At 65.5% G+C, this 23,397-nt stretch carries 24 protein-coding genes; 12 read left to right on the plus strand and 12 right to left on the minus strand.

What is annotated here, in order from left to right; genetic code table 11:
- The first annotated feature begins 43 nt into the window (after window positions 1-43).
- Complete coding sequence (locus VGN93_RS05750) at window positions 44-1,042, plus strand: aldo/keto reductase (RefSeq protein WP_327506691.1); 999 nt, start codon at window positions 44-46, stop codon at window positions 1,040-1,042.
- Window positions 1,043-1,097: 55 nt separating this feature from the next.
- Here the strand turns inward: VGN93_RS05750 and VGN93_RS05755 are convergent, their stop codons facing one another.
- Both VGN93_RS05755 and VGN93_RS05760 read right to left on the minus strand, forming a co-directional pair.
- Entirely contained in the window at window positions 1,098-1,706 is a 609-nt protein-coding gene (locus tag VGN93_RS05755; RefSeq protein WP_414714049.1) for a transglutaminase-like cysteine peptidase, read from the minus strand.
- A 125-nt stretch (window positions 1,707-1,831) separates the two neighbouring features.
- Window positions 1,832-2,650, minus strand: coding sequence for an alpha/beta hydrolase (locus tag VGN93_RS05760; protein WP_327506693.1), 819 nt, complete (start codon window positions 2,648-2,650; stop codon window positions 1,832-1,834).
- 238 nt (window positions 2,651-2,888) lie between these two features.
- Here VGN93_RS05760 and infC point away from each other — a divergent pair, with 238 nt between their 5' ends.
- The 5 genes from infC (at window position 2,889) to pheT (ending at window position 8,080) form a co-directional block, all read left to right on the plus strand.
- Window positions 2,889-3,425 carry a translation initiation factor IF-3 gene (gene infC / locus VGN93_RS05765; RefSeq protein WP_319322494.1) on the plus strand — a complete coding sequence of 179 codons (537 nt, stop codon included), beginning with the start codon at window positions 2,889-2,891 and terminating at the stop codon, window positions 3,423-3,425.
- Window positions 3,426-3,656: 231 nt separating this feature from the next.
- Window positions 3,657-3,860 (plus strand): 50S ribosomal protein L35, encoded by a 204-nt coding sequence (gene rpmI, locus VGN93_RS05770; RefSeq protein ID WP_069060326.1) that lies wholly within the window; start codon window positions 3,657-3,659, stop codon window positions 3,858-3,860.
- A 41-nt stretch (window positions 3,861-3,901) separates the two neighbouring features.
- Window positions 3,902-4,306: a 50S ribosomal protein L20 gene (rplT, locus tag VGN93_RS05775; protein ID WP_069060325.1), complete on the plus strand. Its 405-nt coding sequence runs from the start codon at window positions 3,902-3,904 to the stop codon at window positions 4,304-4,306.
- A gap of 239 nt (window positions 4,307-4,545) precedes the next feature.
- Complete coding sequence (pheS, locus tag VGN93_RS05780) at window positions 4,546-5,631, plus strand: phenylalanine--tRNA ligase subunit alpha (RefSeq protein WP_327506694.1); 1,086 nt, start codon at window positions 4,546-4,548, stop codon at window positions 5,629-5,631.
- A gap of 22 nt (window positions 5,632-5,653) precedes the next feature.
- Window positions 5,654-8,080, plus strand: coding sequence for a phenylalanine--tRNA ligase subunit beta (pheT, locus tag VGN93_RS05785; protein WP_327506695.1), 2,427 nt, complete (start codon window positions 5,654-5,656; stop codon window positions 8,078-8,080).
- A gap of 175 nt (window positions 8,081-8,255) precedes the next feature.
- On the opposite strand, the gene mbfA is transcribed toward pheT, so the two are convergent.
- On the minus strand, window positions 8,256-9,239 hold the full coding sequence (gene mbfA, locus VGN93_RS05790) for an iron exporter MbfA (protein WP_327506696.1): 984 nt from the start codon (window positions 9,237-9,239) through the stop codon (window positions 8,256-8,258).
- Window positions 9,240-9,358: 119 nt separating this feature from the next.
- Here mbfA and VGN93_RS05795 point away from each other — a divergent pair, with 119 nt between their 5' ends.
- Window positions 9,359-10,183 carry a lipo-like protein gene (locus VGN93_RS05795; protein ID WP_327506697.1) on the plus strand — a complete coding sequence of 275 codons (825 nt, stop codon included), beginning with the start codon at window positions 9,359-9,361 and terminating at the stop codon, window positions 10,181-10,183.
- Window positions 10,184-10,241: 58 nt separating this feature from the next.
- Complete coding sequence (locus VGN93_RS05800) at window positions 10,242-10,709, plus strand: truncated hemoglobin (protein ID WP_327506698.1); 468 nt, start codon at window positions 10,242-10,244, stop codon at window positions 10,707-10,709.
- Here the strand turns inward: VGN93_RS05800 and VGN93_RS05805 are convergent.
- The 4 genes from VGN93_RS05805 to VGN93_RS05820 all read right to left on the minus strand — a co-directional run bounded on the left by VGN93_RS05805 (window position 10,706) and on the right by VGN93_RS05820 (window position 13,997).
- Window positions 10,706-11,368 (minus strand): OmpA family protein, encoded by a 663-nt coding sequence (locus VGN93_RS05805; protein ID WP_327506699.1) that lies wholly within the window; start codon window positions 11,366-11,368, stop codon window positions 10,706-10,708. The genes VGN93_RS05800 and VGN93_RS05805 overlap by 4 nt on opposite strands.
- Window positions 11,369-11,446: 78 nt before the next feature.
- A complete protein-coding gene (locus VGN93_RS05810; protein WP_327506700.1) occupies window positions 11,447-12,334 on the minus strand; it encodes an EamA family transporter in 888 nt (295 codons plus the stop codon).
- Window positions 12,335-12,431: 97 nt separating this feature from the next.
- Complete coding sequence (locus tag VGN93_RS05815; protein WP_327506701.1) at window positions 12,432-13,457, minus strand: histone deacetylase family protein; 1,026 nt, start codon at window positions 13,455-13,457, stop codon at window positions 12,432-12,434.
- Between the two features lie 129 nt (window positions 13,458-13,586).
- Window positions 13,587-13,997 carry a hypothetical protein gene (locus VGN93_RS05820; protein ID WP_327506702.1) on the minus strand — a complete coding sequence of 137 codons (411 nt, stop codon included), beginning with the start codon at window positions 13,995-13,997 and terminating at the stop codon, window positions 13,587-13,589.
- Window positions 13,998-14,126: 129 nt separating this feature from the next.
- Between VGN93_RS05820 and VGN93_RS05825 the strand changes: the two genes are divergently transcribed.
- Entirely contained in the window at window positions 14,127-14,900 is a 774-nt protein-coding gene (locus tag VGN93_RS05825) for a helix-turn-helix transcriptional regulator (protein ID WP_327506703.1), read from the plus strand.
- Between the two features lie 2 nt (window positions 14,901-14,902).
- Here the strand turns inward: VGN93_RS05825 and VGN93_RS05830 are convergent, their stop codons facing one another.
- The 3 genes from VGN93_RS05830 to VGN93_RS05840 are packed head-to-tail and all read right to left on the minus strand — an operon-like array spanning window position 14,903 to window position 16,979.
- Window positions 14,903-15,268, minus strand: coding sequence for a transporter (locus VGN93_RS05830; protein WP_327506704.1), 366 nt, complete (start codon window positions 15,266-15,268; stop codon window positions 14,903-14,905).
- Window positions 15,265-15,972 carry a class I SAM-dependent methyltransferase gene (locus VGN93_RS05835; protein WP_327506705.1) on the minus strand — a complete coding sequence of 236 codons (708 nt, stop codon included), beginning with the start codon at window positions 15,970-15,972 and terminating at the stop codon, window positions 15,265-15,267. Before VGN93_RS05835 ends, VGN93_RS05830 begins: the two co-directional genes overlap by 4 nt.
- A 17-nt stretch (window positions 15,973-15,989) precedes the next feature.
- A complete protein-coding gene (locus VGN93_RS05840; protein WP_327506706.1) occupies window positions 15,990-16,979 on the minus strand; it encodes a glycosyltransferase in 990 nt (329 codons plus the stop codon).
- A gap of 116 nt (window positions 16,980-17,095) precedes the next feature.
- Between VGN93_RS05840 and VGN93_RS05845 the strand changes: the two genes are divergently transcribed.
- The 3 genes from VGN93_RS05845 to VGN93_RS05855 all read left to right on the plus strand — a co-directional run bounded on the left by VGN93_RS05845 (window position 17,096) and on the right by VGN93_RS05855 (window position 21,177).
- Window positions 17,096-18,925 (plus strand): hypothetical protein, encoded by a 1,830-nt coding sequence (locus VGN93_RS05845; RefSeq protein WP_327506707.1) that lies wholly within the window; start codon window positions 17,096-17,098, stop codon window positions 18,923-18,925.
- Between the two features lie 81 nt (window positions 18,926-19,006).
- A complete protein-coding gene (gene xseA / locus VGN93_RS05850) occupies window positions 19,007-20,587 on the plus strand; it encodes an exodeoxyribonuclease VII large subunit (protein WP_327506708.1) in 1,581 nt (526 codons plus the stop codon).
- Entirely contained in the window at window positions 20,587-21,177 is a 591-nt protein-coding gene (locus VGN93_RS05855) for an NAD(P)H-dependent oxidoreductase (protein ID WP_327506709.1), read from the plus strand. Before xseA ends, VGN93_RS05855 begins: the two co-directional genes overlap by 1 nt.
- A 179-nt stretch (window positions 21,178-21,356) precedes the next feature.
- On the opposite strand, the gene VGN93_RS05860 is transcribed toward VGN93_RS05855, so the two are convergent.
- A complete protein-coding gene (locus VGN93_RS05860) occupies window positions 21,357-22,145 on the minus strand; it encodes a pyrroline-5-carboxylate reductase family protein (protein WP_327506710.1) in 789 nt (262 codons plus the stop codon).
- Window positions 22,142-23,395 carry an aminopeptidase gene (locus VGN93_RS05865; protein ID WP_327506711.1) on the minus strand — a complete coding sequence of 418 codons (1,254 nt, stop codon included), beginning with the start codon at window positions 23,393-23,395 and terminating at the stop codon, window positions 22,142-22,144. The genes VGN93_RS05860 and VGN93_RS05865 overlap by 4 nt, the downstream gene beginning before the upstream one ends.
- Window positions 23,396-23,397 lie beyond the last annotated feature (2 nt).

Below are 23,397 nucleotides of genomic sequence, written 5' to 3' on the forward strand. Positions count from 1 at the left end.
TGACGGCGAATTGCTGCCCGGACCCAAGATAAAGGATCTTGCCATGCATCACAGAAAACTCGGCAGCCTCGATGTTTCCGCCCTCGGCCTCGGCTGCATGGGCATGAGCCACGCCTATGGCCCCGCGCACGACGAAACGGCGGCGATCGATACGCTGCACCGCGCTGTCGATCTCGGCATCACGCTGTTCGACACGGCTGAGGTCTACGGCCCCTATAAGAACGAGACCCTCGTCGGCAAGGCGCTGAAGCCGGTGCGCGACAGGGTGGTGATCGCCACCAAGTTCGGCTTCCGCATCGATCCGACACGCCCGTCGGCCGAGATGATCACCGGCACCGACGGCCGGCCGGAAAACGTCAAGGCCGCCGCCGAAGCCTCGCTGAAGCGGCTCGGCATCGAGGTCATCGACCTGTTCTACCAGCACCGCGTCGATCCCAACGTACCGATCGAGGAGACGGTGGGCGCCATGGCGGAGCTGGTCAGCGCGGGCAAGGTGAAGGCGCTTGGCCTTTCAGAGGCGGGCGCCGAGACCATCCGCCGGGCGCATGCCGTACATCCGATCGCCGCCCTCCAGAGCGAATATTCGCTGTGGACCCGCGACGTCGAGGAAAACGGCGTGCTCGACACCTGCCGGGAGCTCGGCATCGGCTTCGTGCCCTTCAGCCCGCTTGGCCGGGGCGTATTGACCGGCGCGCTGAAGAAGCTCGACGGCCTTTCCGCCGACGACTTCCGCCGCTCGCTGCCGCGTTTTGCAGCGGAGAATTTCGACGCCAACCTGGCGCTGGTGGCGGCGCTTGAAGAGATGGCAACAGAAAAGAGCGTCGCACCCGCCCAGCTGGCACTGGCCTGGGTCCTGGCGCAGGGCGATTTCATCGTGCCAATCCCCGGTGCCAGCAAGGTGCCGCACCTAGAGCAGAATGCCGCTGCGGCCGATGTGGCGCTGACTGCCGAAGAGGCGGCGCGCCTCGGCGACCTGCTGTCCCCGGCGAAGGTTGCCGGCGGGCGCTATTCGCAGCGCATGGCCTCGATGGCCAACCGTTAAAACAGAAAGGCCGCGGATTGCTCCGCGGCCTTTTCAAATCCGGTCTGTGGCGAACTTACTGGCCGACCGACGACACCATGACGGCATCGCCGTTTTCGATCGAGACCCAGCGGCCGGCGTGGAACGAGGCCTGACGCTTCAGGTAGCGGTAGGGCGTCGCCGTCCAGGGCTTCACTTCGGTGTTGAGGTTGTCGAGGATGAAATCGCCCTGGGTGGTGCGCACGGTCAGCACGGCATGGCCTTCGCCATCCGGCTTGCGCACCACGGTGATCAGGAGGTCACCCGCGGCAAAACCTCTTTCCATCAGCTTTTTGCGCTTGAGGAGGACGAAATCCTCGCAGTCGCCTGCACCGTCGGGATAGGACCAGTATTCGTCCCTGCCGTGCAGTTCCTTGTCGGTCATCGGCGTAATGTCGCGGTTGACGCTGGCATTGATCTCGCGAACCACCGACCAGCCGAACTCCGTGACCTTGGCGGGTGCCTGGTTGCGCACGCCGGCGCGGCATTCGGACTTGTAGGTCTGACAGAATTCGTAGTGGCCGATCGGCTGGGACGTGACGCCGCCTGTCTGCATGGAAAGCGCCGATGCCGGTGCCGTGAAAGCCGAGGAAGAAGAAACGAGGAGTGCGAAAAACGCCGCAGCCCCAGCCTTCGCACCAATCATTCGTGCCATGAAACGTCCCCTAATCGTTAATAAAGAGTTAACGGTCAGGAGGGCATCTCGTCAATCATCAGAATTGGCGATGCAATAATATGGTTAAAATGCGACCCCGGCGACACAGCCGGGCCTCATTCCGCCCGGGCGAAAACCTCCGCGGCTTCAAGGATCTTGGCGATATCCTGCGGCCGCGACAGGCGGTGATCGCCGTCGCGGATCATCGTTAACACCACGTCGTCGCCGGACAGATGCTCCATGAGACGGATGGCGTGGCCGTAGGGCACGTCAGGATCCGCCATGCCCTGCAGGATATGCACGGGGCAGCCGGTCTCGATGGCGCCGGTGAGCACGCGGTTGTCACGGCCGTCCTCGACGAGTTTCAGCGTGTAGATGTTCGGATCGGGACCATAGGGCGTCGGCTCTTCGAACTGGCCCCGCTCGGCAAGGGCCGCGCGTTCGGCGTCGGTGAGGTTCGGCTCGATCAGCTCCGAGGTGAAATCGGGTGCGGGGGCGATCAGCACGAGGCCGACAATCGCGATGTCCTTGCGCCCGGCAAGTTCCGCGACGGCGCGCAGTGCGATCCAGCCACCCATGGACGAGCCGACGAGCACCATGCGGCGCGTGCCGAGCACCCTGGCCGCATGGTCGATCACGGCCAGCGTCTCTTCCAGCCAGCGCGAGATCGTGCCGTCGGTGAAGGCGCCGCCGGAGGCGCCGTGGCCGGAATAGTCGAAGCGCACGCAGCCGGTGCCGAGTCTCGCGGCAAGGGCCGCCAGCTCCACCGCCTTGGTGCCCGTCATGTCCGAACGATAGCCGCCGAGCCAGACGAAATGGGCGAGGCCATTGCCGGCGGCTTCCGGCTGGAGCGCGATCGCGATCTGCCTTGCATCCTCGCCGGCCCCGACCGTGATGAAATCCGTGGCCCACCCATTGCCGTTCGTCGCCGCCATACCTATCTCCCTGATCTGCACGGTCCAGCCGCGAAAAGCCGCCCGCCAGCCGGTCTTTGGCCGAGAGCTAGACCAGATTCGCGCCCGCAAGGACAGGTGGTGATTTTTTCCACGCGTCGTGCTATTGACTTCGCAAGCTCGATCAACACATTGCCGGAAAACGCCGCGAGGCGGGCAAACGGCCCGATCGACGCACCAAATTCATACCCTGTCGAAACAGTTCGAGGAGAACACGACCATTCGCAGACCCTTCAAAGCGGAAGCACCCGTCAAGGACGGCCCGCGCTCCAACAAGGAAATCCGGATTCCCCGGGTTCAGCTTATCGATGCCGAAGGCACCAACCACGGCACCGTTCCGACCGATCAGGCACTCCGCATGGCCGAGGAAGCCGGCCTCGATCTCGTGGAGATTTCGCCGAACTCCGAACCTCCCGTCTGCAAGATTCTTGACCTGGGCAAGCTGAAATACGCCAACCAGAAGAAGGCGGCCGAAGCGCGCAAGAAGCAGAAGATCGTCGAGATCAAGGAAATCAAGATGCGCCCGAACATCGACACGCATGATTATGACGTGAAGATGAAGGCGATGAACCGCTTCTTTGAAGAAGGCGACAAGGTCAAGGTGACGCTGAAGTTCCGCGGCCGTGAAATGGCCCACCAGGAACTCGGCATGAAGCTCCTGATGCAGGTCAAGGAAGACACCGTGACCATCGCCAAGGTCGAAGCCGAGCCGAAGCTCGAAGGCCGCCAGATGATGATGGTGCTCGCCCCGCGGTGAGCCCGTCTCCCACGCGCCTTTGATGGCTGCAAGGATCGAAGCCGCCTTTCGGGGCGGCTTTTCCTTTTCTGCGCCGGAAATCCCCGACTTCGAGGAATCAGGTTGCGCTTTCAGGGGACATCGGTTACAAGCCGCCGTCCGAACGGTCCGGCAGGGCATGCCGTGGCCGTTCTTTACGCTGGAGCCGTGCATCGTCACGCGGCTCGAATTCAAGAAGAATGGAGTAGCAAAATGCCCAAGATGAAGACGAAATCGTCTGCCAAGAAGCGGTTCAAGATCACCGCGACCGGCAAGGTCGTAGCGGCCGCCGCCGGCAAGCGCCATGGCATGATCAAGCGTAGCAACAAGTTCATTCGCGACGCGCGCGGCACCATGGTGCTGGCCGAAGCCGATGGCAAGAAAGTCATCAAGAACTACCTGCCCAACGGTCTCTGAGACTTATCCGGCACTTTTGATACGTTTAAGGAGATCATGAAATGGCACGTGTAAAACGCGGCGTTACTTCGCACGCCAAGCACAAGAAGACGCTGAAGGCAGCCAAGGGTTTCTACGGCCGCCGCAAGAACACCATCCGCGCCGCCAAGGCCGCGGTTGACCGTTCGAAGCAGTTCGCCTACCGCGACCGCAAGGTCAACAAGCGCAACTTCCGCGCGCTCTGGATCCAGCGCATCAACGCTGCCGTCCGCGAGCATGGCCTGACCTATGGCCGCTTCATCGACGGCCTGAACAAGGCCGGCATCGAAGTGGATCGCAAGGTGCTGTCCGACATGGCAATCCATGAGACCGAAGCTTTCGGCGCGCTGGTCGCTGCCTCCAAGAAGGCTCTCGAATACCTCAAGGACGCTGGTACGAAGAACGAGTTTGAAGCCGCCGTAAACTAACCGGCGCTTCCACAACCAAAACTTCGTTTCGTTGTGAAACCCGCGCCGGGGAACCGGTGCGGGTTTTTGCTTGATGGACATCGCCTTCCCGTGGCGGTCCTCGCCAAGTTTTTATGGCCCACCCGATTGATCGGGCGCGTGCACATGGGTAGTGATCTGCGGCGCTTCCTCGCCGCAACCGGCTATCCGTCCGAGGGCTCCTGGCCCCCGCCCGGCCGACGCAAGCAAAGCAGGTAAAGATGACTGAACTCGACACTTTGGAACTTGGGCTCCTCGCCGATGTTGCCGCGGCCTCCGATGAAGCGGCGATCGAGGCCGTGCGCGTTGGCGCGCTCGGCAAGAAGGGTTCCGTCTCGGAGCTGCTCAAGACGCTCGGCACCATGTCGCCGGAAGAGCGCCAGACGCGCGGCGCGGCGATCAACGCGCTGAAGACCCGCGTGACGGATGCGATCACCGAGCGCAAGACGGCGCTGCGCGATGCCGCGATCGAGGCGCGCCTAGCGGCCGAGACCGTCGATGTCAGCCTGCCGGTGCGCTCCTCGCCGGCGGAGCGCGGCCGCATCCATCCGATCAGCCAGATCGTCGACGAAATCACCGCGATCTTCGGCGACATGGGCTTTTCCATCGCCGAAGGTCCGGACGTCGAGACCGATTATTATAACTTCACGGCGCTGAACTTCCCCGAGGGTCACCCGGCCCGCGAGATGCACGACACGTTCTTCTTCCCCGCGGACGAGAACGGCGAGCGCAAGGTGCTGCGCACGCACACCTCGCCCGTGCAGATCCGCACCATGGAAGCGCAAAAGCCGCCGATCCGCATCATCATTCCGGGAAAAACCTACCGCCAGGACAGTGACGCGACCCATTCGCCGATGTTCCACCAGGTCGAAGGCCTCGTGGTCGACAAGAAGGCCAACGTCGCCAACATGCGCTGGGTGCTGGAAGAGTTCTGCAAGGCCTTCTTCGAGGTCGACAGCGTCACCATGCGCTTCCGCCCGTCCTACTTCCCGTTCACGGAACCGTCCTTCGAGGTCGATATCCAGTGCGACCGCTCGTCCGGCCCGATCGTCAAGTTCGGCGAAGGCACCGACTGGATGGAAATCCTCGGCTGCGGCATGGTTCACCCGAACGTGCTGCGCGCCGGCGGTCTCGATCCGGACGAGTACCAGGGCTTTGCCTGGGGCATGGGCCTCGACCGCATCGCCATGCTGAAATACGGCATGCCGGACCTGCGCGACTTCTTCAACGCCGACGTCCGCTGGCTGAGCCATTACGGCTTCCGCCCGCTCGACATGCCGACCCTGTTCGGCGGCCTCAGCGCATAACCGGCACCCAAGGAGAAACATCATGAAGTTCACACTCTCCTGGCTGAAGGACCATCTCGATACCGACGCCTCGCTGGAAGACATCTGCGCGAAGCTGACGGCGATCGGCCTCGAAGTGGAAGACGTCGACGACAAGGCGGCGTTCAAGCCCTTCGTCATCGCCAAGGTCGTCTCCGCCGAACAGCACCCCAACGCCGACAAGCTGCGCGTGCTGATGGTCGATACCGGCAAGGGCGACCCGATCCAGGTCGTCTGCGGCGCGCCGAATGCCCGCACCGGCCTCGTCGGCGCCTTCGCGGCGCCCGGCACCTATGTGCCCGGCATCGACGTGACGCTCGCCGTAGGCACCATCCGCGGCGTCGAGAGCCGCGGCATGATGTGTTCGGAGAAGGAACTGGAAATCTCCGACAACCATGACGGCATCATCGATCTGCCGGCCGATGCGCCGGTCGGCCAGAGCTATGCCGCCTATGCCGGCCTCGACGACCCGGTCATCGAGATCAACCTGACGCCGAACCGCCCGGACTGCACGAGCATTTTCGGCATCGCCCGCGACCTCGCCGCCGCCGGCCTCGGCACGCTGAAGACGCCGAAGGCACCGTCCTTTGCCGTCGAAGGCGAGACGCCGGTCAAGGTGAAGCTCGACCTCGGCGGCGACGATCATCTCTGCCCCGGCTTCGCACTCCGCCTCGTGCGCGGCGTCAGGAACGGCCCGAGCCCGCGCTGGATGCAGCAGCGGCTGCTGGCGATCGGCCTGCGCCCGATCAATGCGCTGGTCGACATCACCAACTACATGACCTTCGACCAGGGCCGCCCGCTGCACGTCTTCGACGCGGCCAAGGTGAAGGGCAATCTCGTCGTGCGCCGTGCGGCGGAAGGCGAGACGGTGCTGGCGCTCGATACGCGCGAATACACGCTGAACCCGTCGAACGTCGTCATTGCCGATGACAATGGCGTGGAATCGATCGGCGGCATCATGGGCGGCGAGCACTCCGGCTGCGATGCGGACACCACCGACGTGCTGATCGAATCCGCACTCTGGGATCCGATGAACGTCGCCAAGACGGGCCGTTCGCATGGGATCATCACCGATGCGCGCTACCGCTTCGAGCGTGGCGTCGATCCGGAATATATGGTGCCGGGCCTTGAACGCGCCACCGAACTGGTGGTGGAGCTCTGCGGCGGCACGGCGGCGAAGACCGACGTGGTCGGCTACAAGGGCTATGACGCCAAGGTCGTCGATTTCCCGTTTGCCGAAGTCAAACGCCTCACCGGCCTCGATGTCTCGTCGGAAGAGAGCGTCGATATCCTGACCCGCCTTGGCTTCACGGTTTCGGGCTCGGGCGAGCGCGTCTCCGTCGCGGTCCCCTCCTGGCGGCCGGATGTCGATGGCAAGGCGGATCTCGTGGAAGAGGTCATGCGCATCCACGGCGTCGACAACATCAAGCCGGCGCCACTGGAAAGCCACGGCGCGGTCAACGGCCGCATCCTGACGACGCTGCAGATCCGCTCGCGCCTTGCCAAGCGGGCGCTTGCCGCGCGCGGCATGCTGGAGGCCGTCACCTGGTCCTTCATCCCGAAGGCCCATGCCGAGCTGTTCGGCGGCGGCGCGCCGTCGCTCGCGCTGTCGAACCCGATCGCCGCTGATATGTCCGACATGCGGCCCTCGCTGCTGCCGGGCCTGCTCGCGGCCGCGCAGCGCAATGCCGACAAGGGTTATGGCGACGTCGCGCTGTTCGAAGTCTCCGGCACCTACGAGAACGACAGGCCGGAAGGCCAGCGCCGCGTTGCCGGCGGCGTGCGCCGCGGCACGGCCTCGCTCGCCGGCGCCGGCCGTCTCTGGTCGAATGCGACCAAGGGCGGCGGCAAGCCGGTCGACATCTATGACGCCAAGGCCGATGCGCTCGCCGTGATCGAGGCCTGCGGCCTGCCGATGGGCAATGTGCAGATCGAGTCCGGCGCGCCGGCCTGGTATCATCCGGGCCGCTCCGGCACGATCAAGATGGGTCCGAAGATCGTTCTGGGCTATTTCGGCGAGTTTCATCCGAAGGCGCTCGGCGCGCTCGACGTGTCCGGCGCGCTTGCCGGCTTCGAGATCTATGTCGATGCCATGCCGGAGCCGAAGAAGAAGGCGACGCGCACCAAGCCGGCGCTCGACCTGTCGCCCTTCCAGGCCGTCAAGCGCGACTTCGCCTTCGTCGTCGACAAGACGGTGGATGCCGGCGCCATCGTGCGCGCCGCCACCGGCGCCGACCGCAAGCTGATCGCAGGTGTGACCGTCTTCGACGTCTTCGAGGGCGCCTCGCTCGGCGAAGGCAAGAAGTCGATCGCCATCGAAGTCGTCATCCAGCCGACCGACAAGACGCTGACCGACGAGGACTTCGAGGCGCTGACCGCCAAGATCGTCGGCAACGTCGTCAAGACGACCGGCGGCGCGCTGCGCGCCTGATAAGGCCAAGGCGGGGCTGCGAGGCCCCGCTCAAGCCTGTTGAAGACCCACCGACCTCTCCTCCGTCATCCTCGGGCTTGACCCGAGGATCCACCAGTCCGCATCGCCCTGCCTGTGGTATGGATCCTCGGGTCAAGCGCGAGGATGACGGAGAGGTGGTGTGGATTTTCCCGCCTTACGCATTGCCAATCAGCACCCCCGCCGCCAGCACGAGGCTGCCGCCGAGCACGACCTGCATGGCGGCGCGCAGGAATGGCGTTTCCATGTAGCGGTTCTGGATGAAGGCGATGGCCCAGAGTTCGATGAACACCACGACAACCGCGATGCTTGTCGCCAGCAGGAAATTCGGGATGAGGTAGGGCAGCGCGTGGCCGAGGCCGCCGAGCGCCGTCATGATGCCGGAGGCAAGGCCGCGCTTGACGGGCGAGCCGCGGCCGGAGAGCTTGCCGTCGTCATGGGCCGCCTCCGTGAAGCCCATGGAGATGCCGGCGCCGACGGAGGCGGAGAGGCCGACGAGAAAGGTCTGCCAGGTATCCTGCGTGGCAAAGGCTGCGGCGAAGATCGGCGCCAGCGTCGAGACCGAACCGTCCATCAGCCCGGCGAGGCCCGGCTGCACATAGGTCAGCACGAACTGCCGCCTCGACGTCTGGTCCTCCTCTGCCTTCACATCCACCGGGGTGTGCTCCTCGCCGAGCCTGCGGGCGAGCGACTCATGCGCCTTTTCCGCCAGCGCCAGGTCACCCAACAGTTTTCGCGTCGCGGCGTCCTGCGTGCGCGCGGCGGCTTCGAGATAGAAGCGGTGCGCCGCATCCTCCATGGCTTCCGCCTGCTCGCGGATCTTCTCGACCGACATGTTGGCGATCAGCCAGTCGGGCTTTCGCTCCGGGAAGTCGCGCACATATTCGCGCCTGACCAGCGGGATGCGGTCGCCGAAGCGGGCGATATGACGGTCGATCAGCATCTGACGGTGATGGTTCTCCTCCTCCGCCATTTCCTCGAAGACGCGGGCGGAATGCGGATAGGCATCGCGCAGCGCATCGGCATAGGCGAGATAGATGCGGCCGTCGTCCTCTTCGGAAGATATGGCGAGCGCCAGGATTTCCTGTTCGCTCAAGGATTCGAGGCTGCGTTTGCCGGGGCGGAGAAGGCGGGAGAACATCTGCGGCGATCCAGTTTAGAATTATTCTAAGTATAGGATGCCGCACGCTGCGGTCAACCTCGACAGAGTGTCGCGGCCAACGCTAGAGTAGCGGCAACAGAGACTGTAAAGGACGCAATGTGACCGCCGCACTGAAGCCGCTTTCCGCAAGCCGCGACACATTGCTGGACCGCCTCGGCCGCCGCCTCGCAGACCGCCTGCAAAGCCAGGCTTCCGGCTACGAGCCCTACACGCCCTCCGACCCCGAAACCCTGGCGCGCACGCTTCGCCCCGGCGACGTGCTGCTGGTCGAGGGCAACCAGAAGGTTTCGGCGGCAATCAAATACCTGACGCAATCGACCTGGTCGCATGCCGCCCTCTTCGTCGGCGACGAGATCCCGCTGACGCTCGACCAGGCGGCCCTTCGCTCGATCGAGCGGCCGCAGCTCATCGAGGTCAATCTCGGCGAGGGCTGCGTGGCCGTGCCGCTCACCAAGTACCGCACCTACAACACGCGCATCTGCCGGCCCGTCGGGCTGACGCCGGAGGACCGCGACACGCTCGTCGCCTTCATGGTTTCGCGCCTCGGCCTCAAATACGACCTGAAGAACATCACCGACATGCTGCGCTTCTTCCTGCCGGCCCCGCCCGTGCCGGTGCGCTGGCGCCGCCGCATGCTGGCCTTCGGCTCGGGCGATCCGACGCGGGCGATCTGCTCGACGCTGATCGCCGAAGCCTTCGAGCGGATCCGCTACCCGATCCTGCCGGATATCGTCCGCTCGCCGGGCCATGCCGCCGCGACCTCGACCTATTCGCGCGAAGAAATCCTGCACATCCGCCATCACTCGCTCTACACGCCGCGCGATTTCGACCTCTCGCCCTATTTCGAGGTGGTCAAGCCGACGCTGAAATACGGGTTTGATTACAAGCGGCTGGAATGGGCGCTGGATCGCGAGGGGCCTTGACCTCCCTGCGGCGATCGGCCGGATTGTATACGGCCGGCCGGCATCCTATCTTCGGCCCATGACCGAAGATGCTCCCAACCGCCTCTCCCATTTCGCCGCCATCCGTGCCCGCGCGGAGGCGGAGATGCAGGCGATCGGTGTTACCGCCGACTTCATTCCGCTGCTGGTGGAGACGTTTTACGGCCGCGTGCGGGCGCATCCGGAGCTAGGCCCGGTCTTCGACGGCCGGCTTCAAGGCCGCTGGCCGGAGCATATGGCGAAGATGAACCGCTTCTGGTCCGCCGTCGCCTTCAAGGACGGCGGCTATGGCGGCAAGCCCGTGATGGCGCATCAGGGTGTGGCGGGCATGAACCCGCCGCTGTTCCAGACCTGGCTCGGCCTGTTTTCCGCGACACTGGACGACATCGCGCCCTCGCCGGAGGCGAAGGCGTGGTTCATGGCAACGGCCGAGCGGATCGCGAAGAGCCTGGTGCTCTCGCTCTTCTACAATCCGGCCGACGACGACCCGGCGTTGACGCGGGCTTAATTCTTCAGCGGCGAGATCGCGATTTCGACGCGACGGTTCTGCGCGCGGCCCATTTCCGACGCGTTGGAGGCGATCGGACGCTCCAGGCCGTACCCCATCGCCGACATGCGGCGCGGATCGACACCGCGCGAGGCGAGGTAGTTCGCGACCGAATTGGCGCGGCGGTTGGAGAGATCCATGTTGTAGCCGGCATTGCCGACCGAATCGGTGTGGCCGTCGACGTCGATCAGCGTCTTGTTGAACTTGCGCAACACGATCGCCACCGAATCGAGCGTCGGGTAGAACGGCGGAATGACCTGGTCCTGGTCCGTCGAGAAGGTGACGTTCGACGGCATGTTGAGGACGATGCGGTCACCCACGCGGGTGACCGAGACGCCGGTGCCCTGGAGCTGCGCGCGCAGTTCGGATTCCTGCGTATCCATGTAATTGCCGATCGCACCGCCGGCCAGCGCGCCGACACCGGCGCCGATCAGCGCGGCATTGCGGCGCTGCACCGGGTTGTTGCCGATCAGCAGGCCGGCAACCGCGCCCATACCGGCGCCGATCGCGGCACCGCCGGCCGTGTTCGAGACCTTCTGTTCGCCCGTATAGGGATCGGTCGTCGTGCAGGCAGAGAGATAGACCGCGGCAACCGCGATAACAGCGCATTTCTTGTACATCTAGGCGTCCCCGAGAATTCGATTCACTGCTTCAACCTAGCGATTGCGGCAGGAACATGAAAGAGGCGGCAGTTTTGCCTAGGCGTCGCCATTTCCGCCCGAAGTGACGCCGGCGCTTGCCGCGACGACCAGCCCGGTGCCCAGCATCTGCCAGGGCGTCATCGGCTGGCTGAGCACGAGAAAGCCGGCCAGCGCGCCGAGCGCCGGTTCGAGGCTCATCAGGATACCGAAGGCGGACATCGGCATGCGGCGCAGCGCGATCATTTCCAGCGCATAGGGGACGAGCGGCACGAGGAGGGCGAGGCCGAGCATCATGCCGAGGCCTTCGGGGCTCATCGCCTCGTGCGCGCGGGCGAGGCCGAAGGGTGCGGCGGCGGTCGCCGCCACGATCAGCGACATGGAGAGCCCTTCCAGCCCCTTGAAGAGTTTTCCTGATTTCTTCATGAGCACGATATAGGTGCCCCAGCCGACACCGGCGCCGCAGGCGAAGAGCACGCCGACGGGATCGCCGACCCAGCCCTCGCCATCATGAGAGAGCAGAACGACGCCGATGAAGGCCGCGAGCGGCCAGACCAGCCGCCAGCCGCCGAGCCCCCAGGTGGCGACGGCGAGCGGCCCGAGAAACTCGATGGCGACGACCAGGCCGAGGGGAACGCGGTCGATCGCCGCGAAGAAGCAGAGCGTCATCGCCGCCATGGTGACGCCAAGCGCCAGCGCGCTCTTCCACTGTTCGCGGCTGTAGGAGCGCATGGGCGGGCGCACGATGAGCGCCAGCACGGCGGCCGCCATGACCAAGCGGAGAAACGTCGTGGTGGACGGTCCGTAGGCGTCGATCGCGGTGGCGGAAAACGCCGCGCCGAACTGGATGCTCGACATGGAGGCGAGGCAGAGCAGCACGCCCATGAACAGCCCCGCATTGCCGGAGCCGGAAAGCTTGCCGCCCGTTGCCACCTGTTGATCCGCCATGTGAGGTCTCCTCTAGGCGCACAGTCCTAGAGGAGGGTCTGCCAGCCGACAAATGGATAATCGTGACGCCTTGCTTCAGGAAAATTGATGCAAGCCGTCAGCCGGTGATGCCTTTCAGTGTGTTGGCGACGTTGGGGCCGATTTCCGGTACGCCATAGCCGCCTTCCATGACGACGAGCACGGGCACGCCGGATGCCGCGACCGCGCGTCCCATCGTGATGTAGTCCGGCGAGACGAGCTTGAAGAAGGAGATCGGGTCCTTCTCGAACGTGTCAACGCCGAGCGATAGCACGATCACTTCTGCGCCGAAGGCGGCGATGCGCTTCAGCGCGTCGTTAAGGGCAGCCTCCCAGATGGAATAGGGCGTGCCGGGCGGCAGCGGGTAGTTCTGCGTGGTGCCTTCGCCGGCACCCTTGCCGGTCTCTTCCGCATAGCCGAGGAAGTGCGGGAAGGCTTCGGCCGGATCGCCGTGCAGCGAGGCGAAATAGACGTCGCCGCGCTCGTAGAAAATATCCTGCGTGCCGTTGCCGTGGTGGAAATCGACGTCGAGCACCGCGACCTTCCTGGCGCCCTTGTCGAGGAAGCGCTGGGCGGCGACGGCGGCATTGTTGATGAAGCAATAGCCGCCGAAACTGTCGATGCCGGCATGGTGGCCGGGCGGGCGGCAGAGCGCGAAGGCGGCCTTGTCGCCGCCGGCCACGATATCGGCCGCCGTCACGGCGGTCTGCATGGAGGAGACGGCCGCTTCCCAGGTGCCGGGGGTAATCGCGGTTTCCGTGGCGTTGCAATAGTAGCCGAGCAGGCCATCGATCTGGGTGGGAATGCGCGGCGAGGTGCGGCGCACGGGGAAGGACGTGGCGATCGCCTCGCCGCGATAGCCGGCAGCCTTCCACTTTTCCCAGGCCACTTCCAGGAAGGCGAGGTAGCCGGCGTCATGGACCTTCAGCGCGGTTTCGAGCCCGTGGCGTTCCGGCGCGGCAATGTCGGTGAAACCGGCATCCTTGACCGCCGCCAGGATCCACTCCGCCCGGAACGGCGCCTCGAAGGGCGGTACGAGCTCGCCGCCGTAAAGCTCGGTGCGAGCGTTCCTGAGCTTGTGGTCCTCGGAAAAGATAACGCGCATGAAGGGCTCCCCGTTTTCATTCGGGCGCGACGGTAGTGCATTTTCCAGGCAAGGGGAATCTCTCCCGCGGGGTAGGCCAACGCTTTCTGAACGGCAATCGCCCCCGCTTTCGCGGAGGCGATCCGATGCTCAGGCGAGGGCCGCGCGCTGCTGCCGGCCGAGGCCGATCTGCTTGACGAGAAGGATATCGGCAACCGCCACGGCCACCACCGCGATGAAGCCGATGCCGGTGAGCGTCAGCCCGCTGCGGGCGAAGAGGAGGACCGCAATGCTGCCGAGGACCCAGAGCCCATCCCCGGCAATGGCGACGCGGACCGCGGCGGGCGACGGCCGCGCCTGCCGGCCGACGGCGAGGTGGAAGGCGCCCCAGACGAGGAAGAAGGCGGCGAAGCCATTGAGGACAGCCGGCGTGGCGAGCGGGCCGACGAGGCTACCGATCGTACCCGACAGGGCGAAGAGACCGGCGGCGGCGGCAAGCGAGAAGACGCCGTCGGCGAGCATGATGGACTTCAGCAGATTGCGGTTGAGGGTGGCGAACATGATGGGCTCCTTTCGTTTCGATGGGCTGATCCTGCCGGGAGCGATGCGGCAAACCAATTACCTTGGAGGTAATGGAAATGATGTCGTGGCTGCTGTTTAGTGCGCGGGACAGCATGAAGGGAGGCAGGCATGGAATTCGGCGAACACCTCAAGGAATGGCGCGGCCACCGGCGCATGAGCCAGCTGGAATTGGCGACCGAGGCCGGCATCTCCTCCCGCCATCTCTCCTTCCTGGAGACCGGCCGCTCACGGCCCTCCGAAGGCATGATCCTCCGGCTTTCGTCGGTGCTCGATATCCCGGCACGTGACCAGGGCATACTGTTTTCCGCGGCTGGTTTTCGCCCGCGTTTCGCGACGTCGCCCGCCGCGAGCCTTTCGGCTTTCCCACCGGCCGTCGAGCAGGCGATCGGCCTCATCCTCGCCCGGCACGATCCCTATCCGGGCGTCGTCTTCGATCACGAATACAATGTGCTGACCGCCAACCCGGCTTTTCTCGGCCTTGCCGGCATGGCGGGCATCGCGGTGTCGCCGGGCGACAATTTCCTCGACGCCTATCTCGGGCCGACGCCGCTGCGCGGGATCGTCGTCAACTGGGCGCAGTCCGCCGCCGACCTGGTGCACCGCATCCGGGCCGAGGCCTGGCTGCAGGGGCCGCGCAGTCCGCTTTTGAAGCGCATCGAGCGGCTGGCGGCGGCAGACGACATTCAGGCGGCGCTGCAGGCCTTTCCGGAAACGGACAGGCTTCCGATCCTGCCGATCGAGATGGCGATCGGCGCGAAACGCTTCAACTGGATCACCACGCTGACCTCCTTCGGCTCGACACAGGATGCGCTGGTGCAGGGCGTGCTGATCGAGAGCTTCTTCCCGGCGGATGCCGAGACGCGGGCGCATTTCGAAGGGTGAGTTCAGCCGTTGATGACGAGCATGCCGCCGACGATGAGGACGGCGCCGAGCGCGTAGCGCAGGGTCAGCGCCTCGCCGAGGAAGAGGCTGGCGAGCAGCGGCACGAAACAGAAGGTCAGCGCCATGAAGGAATAGCCGATCGTCAGCGGCACCGCCTTCAGCACGAAGATCCAGACGATCGTGCCGGCGCCATAGATCGCAAGCGCCAGCAGCAGCAGCGGATTGAGCGCCAGGGCGACGAGGCCCTTCACGCCGAATTCGCCGGTCGTGCCGCTTGTCAGCTTGAACAGCACCTGCCCCGCCGCAATCAGGAGCGGCGTGCCGAGCAGGCCGGCCCATATGGTGGGGCTATAGCCGCCTGTCGTCACGCGTCGGGCTCCGCGCGGTCTTCCATGTAGAAAATGTCGCGGCCGATATCGACGCAGACATGGCGCGGCGGCACCGGATGCACGGCGCGCAGGAAGGAATGCGTGTAGGGGAAGAAGTTGAAATGCGGGTTGAAGCTGTAGCGGTATTCCCGCTCGCGCGGCACGACGATGATCAGCCGGCGGCGGGCGATGCGGCGCAGCTCGGCGATGGCCTGGCGGTATTCCAGCACATGTTCGATGACATGGGTGCAGACGACCGTATCGAACTCGCCATCGGCAAAGGGCAGCTGCTCGATCATGGCGGCGACATATTCGACGCCCGTGATACTCGCCGCATCGTCGACGACGAAATCGACGCCGGTCAACCGCTCGAGGCCGGGATTGCCCGCCTTGATGAAGTTCAAGAGCGCGCCGGTGCCGCAGCCGACATCGCAGACGCTCTCGCCGACGATGGAGGCGACGATGCGGTCGATGCAGGCCTGCGAATTGTCCGTGCCGGCATGGACGCGCGGATGCTCGCGGTAGAGATCCTCATACTCCGCGGCGGTGAGGAAGGGCGCGCGCTCGCGGAATTTCGCGAGCTTGCCGATATGCTTGCCCCAGACCAGGCTCGCCGCCTGCTTGAACAGCGCGGAATCGCGCAGGATCGGCGGCAGCACATCTTCGATCACGAAGCGGATGCGGTTGGTGGTTTCCCTATTCATGGTCGTCTTCCGTTCGATCAGGCCGCGAGATGCCGTGTCGTCTTGTCCGCCTTGCGGGCGGTGCGCGCATGCCGGCCGGCGGATTGGTTCATGTAGTGGATGCGCAGCTGCTCGGCGCGGGCGCGCGCCAGCGAATCGAGGATCATGCCGGCGGAGAAGACAAGGAACGAGATCATCATCAGTGCCAGCGAGAAGACCCAGGTCGGCATGCGCTCGACGAGGCCCGTGCGGAAATATTCGCCCAGCACCGGCGCCATGAAGCTGAGGCTCAGGATCATGAAGAAGCCGCTGATCGCGCCGAAGAACACGAAGGGCCGCGTTTCCTTCATCAGCATGGCGAACATCCAGAGGATTTTCGCGCCGTCCTTGAAGGTGGAGAGTTTCGAGTGCGACCCCTCAGGCCGGCGGCCGTAATCGAGCTCCAGCTCGGCGATCGGCATGCGCAGGCGTGAGGCATGCACCGACATTTCCGTCTCGATCTCGAAGCCGCCCGACACCGCCGGAAAACTTTTCGCGAAGCGGCGGGAGAAGGCGCGGTAGCCGGAGAAGATATCGGAGAAATCGTTGCCGAACAGCGAGCGGAACAGCGTGTTGAAGATGCGGTTGCCGAAGGCGTGGCCCTGGCGTCCGGCATCGGCATGCACACCGCGCCGCGTGCCGACGACCATGTCGGCGCCCTCGGTGATCAGCGTGCGGATGAGTTCCGGCGCGTCGGAGGCCGCATAGGTGCCGTCGCCATCGGCCATGATGTAGATGTCCGCCTCGATGTCGGAGAACATGCGGCGCACCACATTGCCCTTGCCCTGGCGGCGCTCGCGCACGACGGTCGCGCCCGCCAGCGCTGCGCGCAACGCGGTCGAGTCGGTGGAATTGTTGTCGTAGACATAAACGCGGGCGGAGGGCAGCGCTGTGCGGAAATTCGTCACGACATCGCCGATCGTCTGCGCCTCGTTATAGCAGGGCAACAGGACGGCAATCTCAAGGTCTTCCAGCAAGGCTTCCGTCATGGCGGAGCGTTCTCCCGTCGCCGGCCGCCTCATGCGACCCACGGGTTTTACTATTTCTTGAGAAGGTTAAGGCTAGGTTTTCGCCAGAGTTGAATGGGCAGACAAAGAGGCGAAACGTGTCGAAATCCATGCCTGCAGCCCTGCCGATCGCAGCGCCGGAGACGTTCGCCCCGCGCACCGGGATGACCTGGCGCGTGCTCGCCTTCTATTCCGCCATCACCATCGCCCTGCTGCTGGCCTTGTCCTTGCCCCTCGCCACCGATTATGTCGGCTCCGACAATGACGATGCGATGCGGCTCGTCATGGTGCGCGACCTGCTCGCCGGCCAGGGCTGGTTCGACACGACGCAATATCGCCTGGGGCTTTCGGGCGGCACGCCGATGCACTGGTCGCGCTTCATCGACCTGCCGATCGCCAACCTGATCAGCTTCTTCTCGCTCTTTGCCGGCCCGCACCAGGCCGAGGCGCTGGCGCTTGCCGTCTGGCCGTCCATTCTCGTCGTCGCGGTGCTCTTCAGCGCCGGCGTCGCCAGCTATCGGCTGGGCGGCACGATGGCGATGCATGCGACGCTGATCCTGACCGGCATCCTCATCCTGTCGCTGAACCGCTTCCAGCCCGGCTCGATCGATCACCACAACGTGCAGATCCTGCTGGTGACCGCCATCACCGCCATGCTGCTTTCGCCCACCGGGCGGCCCCGCGACCACGCGATCGCCGGCGTGCTGGCGGGCTTTGCCATCGCCATCGGCGTGGAGACGACGCCGCTGATCGGCGCGGTCTGCCTGATCGTCGCCCTGCGCTGGGCATGGCATGGCAGCAGCTTCCGCGATGCCGCCACCGCCTACGGCCTTGCGCTGGCGCTGACGACGACCGGCGCCTTCTTCGCCACCGTGGCGCCGTCGCATTACAGCCAGGTCACCTGCGACAGCCTGTCCTACGGCTTCTATGCGCTCGCCACGCTCGGCGGCGGCACGCTTTTCCTGACGGCATCGCTCGCCAGCACCTGGTCGTTCCGCGGCCGGCTGGTTGCGCTCGCCGGTGCCGGTGCCGTGCTTGCGGCCGCCGTGCTGCTGATCGCGCCCGGCTGTCTGTCGAACCCGCTCGATGCGCTCGATCCGCTGCTGAAAATCTTCTGGCTCGACATGGTCATCGAGGCGCAATCGGCAATCGCCCAGTTCCGGCTTGACCCCACGTCGATCGCCAGCTTCTACGCCACCGGCCTGATCGCGATCGTCGCCTGCCTGCGCAGCGTCTATCGCCGCGAGGCGACGGAACAGCACCTGATCCTGGTCGCGCTGCTGACGGTCGCCTTCGCGATCTCCATCCTCCAGGTCCGCGGCTCGATCTTCGTCTACGTGCTTGCCGCCATACCGCTCGGCAGGATGGTCGCCGGCCTGCGCCAGGCGTCCAACGCCGCGCCGAAGAATTTGAAGCTCGGCGCCGCCTTCGCCGGGCTGACGCTTGCCTCGACGCCTGCGAGCTGGGCCCTCGCCGGCGCCTTGTGGCCCGGCCAGTCCGGCAATCTGCTGCGCGCCGAGCTTTCGACCAGGGCGAAGCCGCCCACCTGCAAGGACCAGTCCGTGCTGGCGCCGCTTGCCCACGAGCCGGTCGGCGTGGTCGCCGCCGTTTCGGATCTCGGCGCGCCGATCCTGCGCTTCACCGGCCACCGCGTGCTGTCCGCGCCGTACCACCGCAACCAGGGCGGCATGCTGACGGAGCTGCATATCGGCCTTTCCAACCCGCACCAGGCGGAAGCATTCCTGCGCGGAGCGAAGGTGACGCTGCTGGCCTTCTGCCCGGGCAATTCTGAGATCGCGGTGATCGCCGATGCCGAGCCGGACGGGCTTTATGCCAACCTGCTGAAAGGCAAGGTGCCGGCCTATCTCGAACCCGTCGAAGGCGCGCAGGGGCCGGTGTTGCAGCTCTACCGGGTGAAACCCGAATAGGCCCTGTTTTGAGGTGCGACAGCTGGGGATGCCGGCCGCGGCACCCTGTCATCCGCCGCCAAACGCACTACACTTTGTCGCATGAGCTTCTTTTCCGACAGTGATTCGCCCAGCAACCTCGCCGAATATTCGGTGTCGGAACTTTCCGGCTCCATCAAGCGCACCGTCGAGCAGGCCTTCGACCAGGTGCGGGTGCGCGGCGAGATTTCCGGCTATCGCGGCCCGCATTCCTCCGGCCACGCCTATTTCTCGCTGAAGGACGACCGGGCGCGCATCGACGCGGTGATCTGGAAGGGCAGCTTCTCGAAGCTGCGCTTCAAGCCGGAAGAGGGCATGGAGGTGATCGCCACCGGCAAGGTCACGACCTTCCCGGGCTCCTCGAAATACCAGATCGTCATCGAGACGCTGGAGCCCGCCGGGGCGGGCGCGCTGATGGCGCTGCTGGAGGAACGCCGCCGCAAGCTCGCCGCCGAAGGGCTGTTCGATACGGAGCGCAAGAAGCCGCTCCCCTTCCTGCCGAGGGTGATCGGCGTCGTCACCTCGCCGACAGGTGCCGTCATCCGCGATATCCTGCACCGCATCGCCGACCGGTTTCCTGTCCATGTCATCGTCTGGCCGGTCAAGGTGCAGGGCGAAGGGTCCGGCCAGGAGGTGGCGGCGGCGATCGATGGTTTCAATGCGTTTCAACCCGGCGGGCCGATGCCGCGGCCGGACGTGCTGATCGTCGCGCGCGGCGGCGGCAGTCTGGAGGACCTCTGGAGTTTCAACGACGAGATCGTCGTGCGCGCCACCGCCGCCTCGAAAATCCCGCTGATCTCCGCCGTCGGCCACGAGACGGACTGGACGCTGATAGACCATGCGGCCGACCGGCGCGCGCCGACGCCGACGGGCGCCGCCGAAATGGCCGTGCCCGTCAAAGCCGACCTCGACGCCGAGATCGCCTCGCTCACAGCCCGCCTTCGCGGCGCCGTCGCCCGCCAGATGGACAATCGCCGCCAGGGGGTGCGCGCACTCGCCCGCGCGCTGCCCTCGCTCGACCAGCTTCTCGCGCTCCCCCGCCGCCGTTTCGACGAGGCGGCGACCGGGCTTGGCCGCGGCCTGCAGATGAACACGGTCAACAAGCGCCGCGCCTTCGAGCGCACGGCGGCGCATCTTCGGCCGGACGTGCTTTTGACCCGCATCGCCGAGCGCCGCCAGCGCGTCACCGACCGCGTGCAACGCGCCGAGCGCATCGTCGAGCGCCGGCTCGACCAGTTCCGCGCCCGGCTCTCCGCCTTCGACGTGTCGCTGCGCGCGACACCGGCCCGCATCGCTGCGCAGACCGGCCGGGCGCGCGACCGGCTGACGGGACTGGCGTTGCGCGCCGAAAGCGCGCTCGCCGGCAATCTCGCCCGCCGCCGCGCGCTGCTTCAGGCGCAGGACCGCATGCTGCAATCGCTCTCCTATCGCAACGTGCTGAAGCGCGGTTATGCGCTGGTGCGCGACGAGGAGGGTGCGCCCATCAACGCCGCAGCGGAACTGGGGCCGGGCCGGGCGATCGCCATCGAATTCGCCGATGGCACGGTCGATGCCGTCACGGGTTCGGGCGGCGGCACGCCGCGCAAGAAGGGTGCGAAGGCGGAGCCGGAAAAACCCGCGCCGCGCCAGGGCTCGCTGTTCTGATGCGCATCCTGCTGGTGCTCGCCCATCCGCTGGAAGAGAGTTTCGCCGCAAGCGTCGCCGAGACGGTCCGGCGGAAGCTCACGGCAAACGGCCATGCGGTCGATCTTCTCGACCTCTACCGCGAGGATTTCGATCCGCGGCTCACACCCTCCGAACGCGCCCGCTTTTTCCAGCCGGGTTACGACCCGTCGGAGGCGGAGCCGTTCGTTTCGCGGCTGAAGGCGGCGGACGGGCTCGTGCTGGTCTTTCCACAGTGGTGGTTCAATTTCCCGGCCATCCTGAAGGGATTCTTCGACCGGGTGTTTGCCCCCGGCGTCGCCTATGAAAACGATCCGGCCGGCGGGCGCATTCAGCCGCGCCTCGACAATATCCACCTGTTCTGGGCCTTCACCACGACCGGCTCGCCCTGGTGGATCGTGCATCTCTACATGGGCAACCCGGTAAAACGACTGCTGAAGCGCGGCATCGCCGCCTTCTGCGCCAAGGGCCTCGATTTCAAGCTGGTCAATCTCTACGACATGGACCGCATCGGCGACGCCAAGCGCAAGACGCATCTCGCGAGGGTCGAAAAGCTCACCGACCGCATCTGACTATTCGAATTCGGCCAGGAACTTTCGCAGCAAGCCATCCAGCGCCCCGCGCTCGCCGTCATCCAGGCCTTCCAGCAGCCGGTGCTGTGTCCATGGCCTTCTGCAGATCGCCGGCATGATCGTGGTGCTGGGAAGTGTCTGGCTGAGCCAGTGGGCGCAGGCGCAAGGTGCCGCGCGGATCAGTCCGCGCCCTGCACCGCCCGCCGGCGTGCGGCCGTCAGCCCCATGAAGACGGCATGCGCCAGGTCGGCGTCGATCATCGCGGACAGGCCGGCAGCCGTGGTGCCGCGATATTCCATGAAGAGTTCCACGATATCGGCCGGCGTCTCCGTCAGCCGCGCCATCTGGGTCGCAGCACCGAGGAAGAGCTGGCGAACGGCGAGATCCGCCGTCTCGGGATCGATTCCCGCCTCGATCGCATGGCGGATCATCGCATCGGCCATCAGCGCCGGAAAGGCGGCGCCCGAACCGGTGAGCGCGGTGAAATAGTCGAGCTCATGCTCGTTGGTGATGAAATGCGCCCGCCCCGAGGCGGAAAAGAAGCTTTGCGCGAACTCCGCCTCGGACTTGCGCACGTCATCCGTCGCAAACCACGGCGTGAAGGACAGCCGCTGCTCGGCGCAGGCATTGGGCATCGCCCGGACGATACGCCGTGCGCCAAACCGGTCGGTGATCTCCTCCACCGAGACGCTCGCCATGACGGAGATGACGAAACGGCCGCGAAGATCGAGGTCGATATCGTCGAGATCCGACGAGCGGACGGAGAAGACGATGACGTCGGACGCATCCACCAGGATGGAATTGTCCGTCGTCATATGCACGCCCGGCCAGGCTTCGAAGCCGGAAATATTGCCGGAGCGCGAGGACAGCACGAGATCGGCCGGCTTGACGATGCGGTCGGCAAGCACTGGCCGGAGCAGAGCCCCGGCCAGCCAGCCGCCCCCGCCGATCACGCCGATATGGGTCATGCCCACTCGCCGCTGCGCATGACGGGAATGCTGCTGCCATCGGCACGGATGCCGTCGATATCGACCTTGTCGGAACCGATCATCCAGTCGATGTGGATGAGGCTTTCATTGCCGCCCTGGGCACGAATCTGCTCGGGCGAAAGGTTTGCGCCGTCGAGGAAGCACTTCGAATAGCACTGGCCGAGCGCGATGTGGCAGGAGGCGTTCTCGTCGAACAGCGTGTTGTAGAACAGGATGCCGCTCGCCGAAATCGGCGAGGAATGCGGCACAAGCGCCACTTCGCCGAGCCGGCGCGCGCCCTCGTCGGTGTCCAGCACCTTGTTCAGCACGGCCTCGCCCTTCGAGGCCTTCGCCTCGACGATGCGGCCGCCCTCGAAGCGCACCTGGATATCGTCGATCAGCGTGCCCTGGTGGGAGAGCGGCTTGGTGGAGGAGACATGGCCCTCGACGCGCAGCGCGTGCGGCGTGGTGAACACCTCTTCCGTCGGGATGTTCGGGTTGCAGGTGATGCCGTTCTTCGCCGTCGTGGCACCGCCATGCCATTCATGGCCATCGGCCAAGCCGACCGTCAGGTCCGTGCCCGGCCCCGTGAAATGCAGCGCGGAAAAGCGCTCGCCGTTGAGCCAGGCCGAACGGCGGGCGAGATTGGCATTGTGCTCCCGCCAGGCGCCGACCGGATCGGCGACATCGACGCGCGACGCCGCAAAGATGGCGTTGGCGAGCTTTTCGACCGCCACGACCTCCGGGTCGTTCGGGAAGACCTGCTTTGCCCAGGAGGGGTTCGGGTAGGAGACGATGTTCCAGTTGATGTCGAAATTGGCGATCTTCTCCAGCGCCGGCTTGTAGGCGGTGGAGTTCGCCTTGTTGGCGCGGGCGACCTTGGCCGGGTCCTCGCCGGAGAGCAGCATCGGGTTGTCGCCGGAAATCGCAAGGCGTGCCGCGCCATTGGCATAGGCCTTCGCCATGCCCTCGTAGAGCCAGTCGGTCGCACGGTCGAAGCTCTCGTCCGGCGCGTGATGATAGCGGGCGAGCGTCGTCTCTTCGTCGGAATAGAAGGTGCTGACGAGGCCAGCGCCGGCCATATAGGCGTGTTTGGTGATGAGGCGGGCGAGCGGCAGGGCCGCAACCGGTGCCGTCACCACGAGATCCTGCCCCTTCTGGAGCTGAAGGCCGACGCGCACCGCGACTTCGGCGAGCTTGTCGAGCTTTTGCGGATCGACGGCGGGGGCGGAATTTTCGGGATAGGTCATGG

It is taken from the genome of Shinella sp., assembly GCF_035998705.1.
Taxonomy (GTDB): Bacteria; Pseudomonadota; Alphaproteobacteria; order Rhizobiales; family Rhizobiaceae; genus Shinella.

Coding starts and splice junctions, on each gene's coding strand:
- VGN93_RS05750 (WP_327506691.1), top strand. CDS start 44: ATGCATCACAGAAAACTCGGCAGCCTCGATGTTTCCGCCCTCGGCCTC.
- VGN93_RS05755 (WP_414714049.1), bottom strand. CDS start 1,706: ATGATTGGTGCGAAGGCTGGGGCTGCGGCGTTTTTCGCACTCCTCGTT.
- VGN93_RS05760 (WP_327506693.1), bottom strand. CDS start 2,650: ATGGCGGCGACGAACGGCAATGGGTGGGCCACGGATTTCATCACGGTC.
- rpmI (WP_069060326.1), top strand. CDS start 3,657: ATGCCCAAGATGAAGACGAAATCGTCTGCCAAGAAGCGGTTCAAGATC.
- rplT (WP_069060325.1), top strand. CDS start 3,902: ATGGCACGTGTAAAACGCGGCGTTACTTCGCACGCCAAGCACAAGAAG.
- pheS (WP_327506694.1), top strand. CDS start 4,546: ATGACTGAACTCGACACTTTGGAACTTGGGCTCCTCGCCGATGTTGCC.
- pheT (WP_327506695.1), top strand. CDS start 5,654: ATGAAGTTCACACTCTCCTGGCTGAAGGACCATCTCGATACCGACGCC.
- mbfA (WP_327506696.1), bottom strand. CDS start 9,239: ATGTTCTCCCGCCTTCTCCGCCCCGGCAAACGCAGCCTCGAATCCTTG.
- VGN93_RS05800 (WP_327506698.1), top strand. CDS start 10,242: ATGACCGAAGATGCTCCCAACCGCCTCTCCCATTTCGCCGCCATCCGT.
- VGN93_RS05805 (WP_327506699.1), bottom strand. CDS start 11,368: ATGTACAAGAAATGCGCTGTTATCGCGGTTGCCGCGGTCTATCTCTCT.
- VGN93_RS05810 (WP_327506700.1), bottom strand. CDS start 12,334: ATGGCGGATCAACAGGTGGCAACGGGCGGCAAGCTTTCCGGCTCCGGC.
- VGN93_RS05815 (WP_327506701.1), bottom strand. CDS start 13,457: ATGCGCGTTATCTTTTCCGAGGACCACAAGCTCAGGAACGCTCGCACC.
- VGN93_RS05820 (WP_327506702.1), bottom strand. CDS start 13,997: ATGTTCGCCACCCTCAACCGCAATCTGCTGAAGTCCATCATGCTCGCC.
- VGN93_RS05825 (WP_327506703.1), top strand. CDS start 14,127: ATGGAATTCGGCGAACACCTCAAGGAATGGCGCGGCCACCGGCGCATG.
- VGN93_RS05835 (WP_327506705.1), bottom strand. CDS start 15,972: ATGAATAGGGAAACCACCAACCGCATCCGCTTCGTGATCGAAGATGTG.
- VGN93_RS05840 (WP_327506706.1), bottom strand. CDS start 16,979: ATGACGGAAGCCTTGCTGGAAGACCTTGAGATTGCCGTCCTGTTGCCC.
- xseA (WP_327506708.1), top strand. CDS start 19,007: ATGAGCTTCTTTTCCGACAGTGATTCGCCCAGCAACCTCGCCGAATAT.
- VGN93_RS05855 (WP_327506709.1), top strand. CDS start 20,587: ATGCGCATCCTGCTGGTGCTCGCCCATCCGCTGGAAGAGAGTTTCGCC.
- VGN93_RS05860 (WP_327506710.1), bottom strand. CDS start 22,145: ATGACCCATATCGGCGTGATCGGCGGGGGCGGCTGGCTGGCCGGGGCT.
- VGN93_RS05865 (WP_327506711.1), bottom strand. CDS start 23,395: ATGACCTATCCCGAAAATTCCGCCCCCGCCGTCGATCCGCAAAAGCTC.